Source organism: Mesorhizobium sp. M7A.F.Ca.CA.004.04.2.1, from assembly GCF_004022825.1.
Lineage (GTDB): Bacteria > Pseudomonadota > Alphaproteobacteria > Rhizobiales > Rhizobiaceae > Mesorhizobium.
Window position 1 is genome coordinate 1 of the sequence record NZ_RZPH01000289.1, and the last position, 5992, is coordinate 5992.

General features: G+C 64.0%; 6 protein-coding genes. 1 reads left to right on the forward strand and 5 read right to left on the reverse strand.

The window, feature by feature from the left end; genetic code table 11:
- Window positions 1-1497 (forward strand): AMP-binding protein (locus EN893_RS14910; RefSeq protein ID WP_128361617.1); only part of this gene is annotated, 1497 nt, incomplete at its 5' end.
- 27 nt (window positions 1498-1524) lie between these two features.
- Here EN893_RS14910 and EN893_RS14915 read toward each other — a convergent pair.
- The 5 genes from EN893_RS14915 to EN893_RS14935 form a co-directional block, all read right to left on the reverse strand.
- Window positions 1525-2271, reverse strand: a complete 747-nt coding sequence (locus tag EN893_RS14915; RefSeq protein WP_236383118.1) for a phosphatidylcholine/phosphatidylserine synthase — start codon at window positions 2269-2271, stop codon at window positions 1525-1527.
- Between the two features lie 75 nt (window positions 2272-2346).
- Window positions 2347-3045 carry a phosphatidylserine decarboxylase gene (locus tag EN893_RS14920; RefSeq protein ID WP_127268237.1) on the reverse strand — a complete coding sequence of 233 codons (699 nt, stop codon included), beginning with the start codon at window positions 3043-3045 and terminating at the stop codon, window positions 2347-2349.
- A 134-nt stretch (window positions 3046-3179) separates the two neighbouring features.
- Entirely contained in the window at window positions 3180-3527 is a 348-nt protein-coding gene (locus EN893_RS14925) for an antibiotic biosynthesis monooxygenase (protein ID WP_127268238.1), read from the reverse strand.
- Window positions 3528-3635: 108 nt separating this feature from the next.
- The gene (locus EN893_RS14930; RefSeq protein WP_127268239.1) at window positions 3636-5516 is read right to left on the reverse strand and encodes an ABC transporter ATP-binding protein/permease; all 1881 of its coding nucleotides are present in this window, start codon (window positions 5514-5516) and stop codon (window positions 3636-3638) included.
- A gap of 22 nt (window positions 5517-5538) precedes the next feature.
- Window positions 5539-5871, reverse strand: a complete 333-nt coding sequence (locus tag EN893_RS14935; protein ID WP_127268240.1) for a metalloregulator ArsR/SmtB family transcription factor — start codon at window positions 5869-5871, stop codon at window positions 5539-5541.
- Window positions 5872-5992: the final 121 nt, after the last annotated feature.

Below are 5992 nucleotides of genomic sequence, written 5' to 3' on the forward strand. Positions count from 1 at the left end.
CAGGCCGACCGCGTCGGCGCTTCGCATACCATCATCGAGGACGTGATCTCCGGGGCGCTGACCTACCGCAAGCTGTTCATCGGCGCCCGCGTCCTGGGCAGGCGCTTTGAGGCGGTGACGGCTCCGGGCGAGGCGGTCGGCGTGATGCTGCCCAATGCCAACGGCGTCGTGCTGTCGCTCACCGGCCTTCTGTCGGCCGGCCGGGTGGCGGCGATGATCAACTATACGGCCGGACCGGCGAGCGTCACCGCGGCCGTGCGCACGGCGGTGATAAGGACCGTGATTTCCTCCCGCGCATTCGTCGAGAAGGCCGATCTGGCCGATATCGTCGCGGCGGTCGAAAAAGGCGGCGCCAAGCTGCTGTGGCTGGAGGATGTGCGGGAGAGCGTTACCGCGCTGGACAAGCTTGCCGCCGCTCTGCTGTGGCGCTGGCCGCTGCAGCGGCAGGATGCGGCCAAGCCGGCCGTGATTCTGTTTACTTCGGGCTCGGAAGGCACGCCGAAGGCGGTCGTGCTGTCGCACAAGAACCTGTACGCCAACGCCATGCAGGCCGAGGCGCGGATCACCATCTCGCCGGCCGACATCCTGCTCAACGTGCTGCCGGTGTTCCACTCCTTCGGCCTGACGGGCGGCACCATCCTGCCGCTGGTCACCGGGGTAAAGCTGTTCCTCTACCCCTCGCCGCTGCACTACAAGATCATCCCCGAGGTGGCGCGCAAGGTGAAGCCGACCATTATGTTCGGCACCGACACGTTCCTCGCCAACTATGCGCGCACCGCCAAGGACGGCGATTTTTCCAGCCTGCGCTTCGTCGTCGCCGGCGCCGAGGCGGTGAAGCCGGAAACCCGCCGCGTCTATCGCGAGCGCTTCCAGGCCGAGATCATCGAAGGTTTCGGGCTGACCGAGGCGGCACCGGTGGTTGCCGTCAACACGGCAATCCATGGCCGCGACGGCACGGTCGGCCGGCTGCTGCCTGCCATGCGCATGAAGCTGGAGCCGGTCGAGGGCATCTCCGACGCCGGCCAATTGTGGCTCGACGGGCCGAACCTGATGATGGGCTACATGACGTCGGACCGCCCCGGTGAGTTGCAGCCGCTGACCGGCTGGCACGATACCGGCGACATCGTCGCCGTCGACCGCGAGGGCTTCATCACCATTCGCGGCCGCGCCAAGCGCTTCGCCAAGATCGCCGGCGAGATGGTGTCGCTGGGGGCGGTCGAGATGCTGGTGCAGTCGCTGTGGCCGGAGGAGCGCCACGCGGCTGTGGCGGTGCCGGACAAGAGACGCGGCGAGCGCATCGTGCTGGTCACCACCGCCGACGATGCCAATCCCGACGAGCTGCGCAAATTCGGCAAACAGGCGGGCGCCGCCGAACTGATGGTGCCGAACGACATCGTCAAGGTGGAGGAAATCCCGGTGCTGGGTTCCGGCAAGACCGACTATGTGTCGACGAGGAAATTGGCGATCGACAGGCTGGGGCTCGGCGTCGCGGCCTGAGTCAGATCAAGCACTTCTGCGAATTTTCTAACCTATATCGGAGGGCGGCACTTTCTCGCCCTCGCGCTTGGCGCGCTTCGAATAGGCGCGCACGCTGAATGGCAGGAAGATCAGGTAGCCGGCGACCGAGGCGGTCAGCGTGTACCAGGGATAGGTCATCAGCAGGAGCACGTAGAGTACGACACCGAGGATGATCGGCAACACCCTGTCGCCCGGGATCCTTAGGCTCTTGCCGGAATAGACCGGCAGCCGGCTGACCAGCAGGAAGGCGACCAGGATGGTGAAGCCGGTGGCGACGAAGGCGGCGGGGCGACTGGGCTCCAGCCCTGTGCGCAGGAAATAGAGATAGAGCGGCAGCATCACCAGCACGGCGCCCGCCGGCGCCGGCACGCCGACGAAATATTCGGACTGCCATATGGGGCGATCGCCCTTCTCGTCGTCGAGCACGTTGAAACGGGCGAGGCGCAACCCGCAGGCGATGGCGAACAGCAGTGCCGCGATCCAGCCCGGCGAGCCGGCGCGGTCGAGCAGGAAGGCATAGAGCACCAGAGCCGGCGCCACGCCGAAATTGACGATGTCGGCCAGCGAATCCATCTGAGCGCCGAATTTGGAGGTCGCCTTCAACATCCGCGCCAGACGGCCGTCGATGCCGTCGAGGAAGGCGGCAAGCAGCACCATCACCACCGCCGGCTCGAAGCGGCCTTCGAAGCCGAAGCGGATGCCGGACAGGCCGGCGCAGATGGCGAGCACGGTGACCAGATTGGGCAGCACCATGCGCATCGGGATTTCGCGGATGCGCGGACCGCCGCTGGCATGGGCCTCGAACTTTTTGTATTGCGTGCCCACCGGTCAGGAAACCCGAACAAGAGGCGTGCCGGCAACACCGCCGAATTCGGCCAGCACGGTTTCGCCGCCAACCGCCGTCTGGCCGACGGCAACGCGCGGCGTGGCGGTCAGGGGCAGGAACACATCGACACGCGAGCCGAAGCGGATCAGGCCGAAACGCTCGCCAGTGCCGATTGAGCCGCCGGCCTCGGCCCAACAGACGATGCGGCGCGCCACCAGGCCGGCGATCTGGACGGCCGCGACCGTGCCGTTGGGGCTCTCGATGACCAGGCCGTTGCGCTCGTTCTCGGTGCTTGCCTTGTCGAGTTCGGCATTGAGGAATTTGCCCGGCCGGTGCTCGATTTTCGCAATACGGCCGCGCACCGGGGCGCGGTTCACGTGGCAGGAGAAGACGTTCATGAACACCGAGATCCGGGTCATCTCTGCATTGCCGAGGCCGAGTTCGCGCGGCGGCACGGCGGGTCCGACCGCCGAGATGATGCCGTCGGCGGGGCTGACCACCAGGCGGTCATCGACCGGCGTGACGCGCTCGGGATCGCGGAAGAAATAAACGCACCAGGCCGTCAGGATCAGACCGATCCAGAACAGGATCGAGGAGAAATAGCCGAGGAAAAGCGTCGCCGCGCCAAAGGCCGCGATGAAGGGATAGCCTTCGCGATGGATCGGTACGAATGCGTTCTTGACCGTATCGACAAGGCTCATCGGGTGTAAACGGGCTCCGTTTCAGGTGGGGCCTCAATAGCCGAAAGCCCCCCTCGCCGCAACGCAACAATGGGGAATGCCATATTCAGCGTCGAAGCGCCGGCACCTGGCATCGGTTTGCCGTAACGGCTTTTCTAAAGCCCCGGAACCCGCTGATAGTTGGCGATGTCGGCGCGCACGCCGAGCCGGGCGATCGTCTCGTGCGGGTTGAAAGCGATGCGCTCGTGCGCGGCCTTGACGATCGGCACGACGTTGTCGATGGCTGCCTGGCTTTCCCATTCGACGATGGTCACAAGGTTGAACTCGCCCGGCCCTGAGAATTGCTCGAGCAGGAAATCCTGCACGAACCCCTGCTGCAGGCGCAGCAATTCATGCGTTGTCCTGACCTTGGCGAGTATCTCCTCGCGGGCGGCGGCAGGCACGACGAACTTGTCCACCCTGAACACGCTGCGGCCGTCAACGCTCTGATTTGTCTTGCTCATTTCGATTTCTCCGTTCCTGGATCATGGTGTTTTTTGGGCTCCAGGAACGGCCTACAATCTCAACTTATGTTGAGGTCAAGCGCAAAAATCAGGTCATGCGCCGAACTTTCAATTCACCTCCGACGTTCGCCGACGAACGACAACGCCAAGCTCGTCGCCCTCGCGGGCGATGCGTAGGCGCTCCTCGGCCTCGGTCGCCTCGCGCTGGCGGTCCCACATCGAGGCGTAGAGGCCATGCTTGCGCATCAGCTCGGCATGGGTGCCGCGCTCGGCGATCTGGCCGTCCTGCAGCACGATGATCTCATCGGCCGTGATTACCGTCGACAGGCGGTGGGCGATGACGATGGTGGTGCGGCCACGGCTGACCAGATCGAGCGCGGCCTGGATCTCCTGCTCGGTGTGACTGTCGAGCGCCGAGGTCGCTTCGTCGAGCATCAGGATCGGCGGCGCCTTCAGGATGGTGCGGGCGATCGCCACGCGCTGCTTTTCGCCGCCCGAAAGCTTCAGCCCGCGTTCGCCGACCATCGACTTGTAGCCGTCAGGCAATCGCTCGATGAACGGACCGATCTGGGCTAGTTCAGCGGCTTTCTGCATGTCCTCCTCGCTGGCTCCGATGCGGCCGTAGCGGATGTTGTAGGCGATGGTGTCGTTGAACAGCACGGTGTCCTGCGGCACCATGCCGATCGCGCCACGCAGGCTCTCCTGCGTCACGTCCCTGATATCCTGGCCGTCGATCAACACCTGGCCGGACTGAACGTCGTAAAAGCGGAACAGAAGCCGCGAGATGGTCGATTTGCCGGCACCCGAAGGCCCGACAATGGCGACGGTCTTGCCGGCCGGCACCTCGAAGCTGATGCCCTTCAGGATCTTGCGGTTCGGGTCATAGGAAAAATGCACGTCGCGGAACTCGACCTTGCCGGCGCTCACGGCGAGCGGCCTGGCATCCGGCTTGTCGACGATCTCCTGCGGCACATCCAGAAGGTCGAACATCTGCTCGATGTCGGTCAGCCCCTGGCGGATTTCGCGGTAGATGAAGCCGATGAAATTGAGCGGCACCGACAGCTGCATCAGCATGGCGTTGATGAAGACGAAGTCACCGACCGTCTGCGTGCCGGCCTGCACTTCAAGCGCCGACATGCACATGACGATGACGGTGCCGAGGCCGAAGATGATGCCCTGGCCGAAATTCAGCCAGCCGAGCGAGGTCCAGATGCGCGTCGCGGCGACCTCGTAGCGTGCCATGGAGCGGTCGAAGCGCTCGGCTTCCATGCTTTCGTTGTTGAAATATTTGACCGTTTCGTAATTGAGCAGCGAGTCGATCGCCTTGGTGTTGGCGTCGGTGTCGCTGTCGTTCATGTCGCGGCGGATCGAGATGCGCCAGTCGCTGGCGCGCACCGTGAACCAGACATAGACCCAGACGGTGACCGCGACGACGACCACATATTTCCAGCCATAGGTGTAGGCGAAGATGCCGGTGGTCAGCGCGAATTCGAGGATGGTCGGCGCCGTGTTGAGCATGATGAAGCGCACGATCGTCTCGATGCCCTTGGTGCCGCGCTCGATGATGCGCGACAGGCCGCCGGTGCGACGCTCCAAGTGGAAGCGCAGCGATAGTTGGTGCATGTGAACGAAGGTGCGGAAGGCGAGCTGGCGCACCGCGTATTGGCCGACGCGTGCAAACAGCGCGTCGCGCAGCTGATTGAAGCCAAGCTGCACCAGGCGCACGACATTGTAGGCGACGACCAGCATGACCGGCGCCAGCAGAAATGTCGGCAGCGGTGGCACCGATTTGGAGTCGCCGGCCAGCGCGTCCGTTGCCCATTTGAAGAAATAGGGACCGGCGACCAGCGTCAGCTTGGCGACGACGAGCAACAGCGTCGCCCAGGTGACCCGGGCTCTCAGATCGGCGCGATCCGCCGGCCACATATAGGGCCACAAATTGAGCAGCGTCTTGAAGGTCGAGGAGTCGGAGACGGTTTTTTCGGCCATTTTTGGCGCCTTCTTCTTATTTTCAGCGGCCGGAGCAGCAGGAATTGACGAGGGCGGCCACCGATGCAGAAACATCGGCGAGCGCGGCACGGTCGATCGCATAGCGCGAACGCTGGCGATCGGGCTCGAAGCGAACCAGCCCGGCTTCGACCAGTATTTTCAGATGTTGTGACACGGTGGACTGCGCCAGATCGAACCGATCGACGACTTCGCGGCAGTAGCAGGAGTTGCTTGCGGACAAGTATTTCAGGATTTCGATCCGAGCCGGGTGCGAAAGTGCTGCCAGCCGGGTGGCAACGGCTCGGCTGTCCGGGGTGCAGCCAGGTGCGTTTGTTTCCATAAGGGAATCAGTCATCGTCCATCGGCGATAGACGATGAGCAGGTCTGCGGCAAGCTACCCCGATGGGTAGAGCGACCTAATCTCCCCCCTTGAGGGGGAGATGTCACCAAAGGTGACAGAGGGGGTCGGTGCGTCC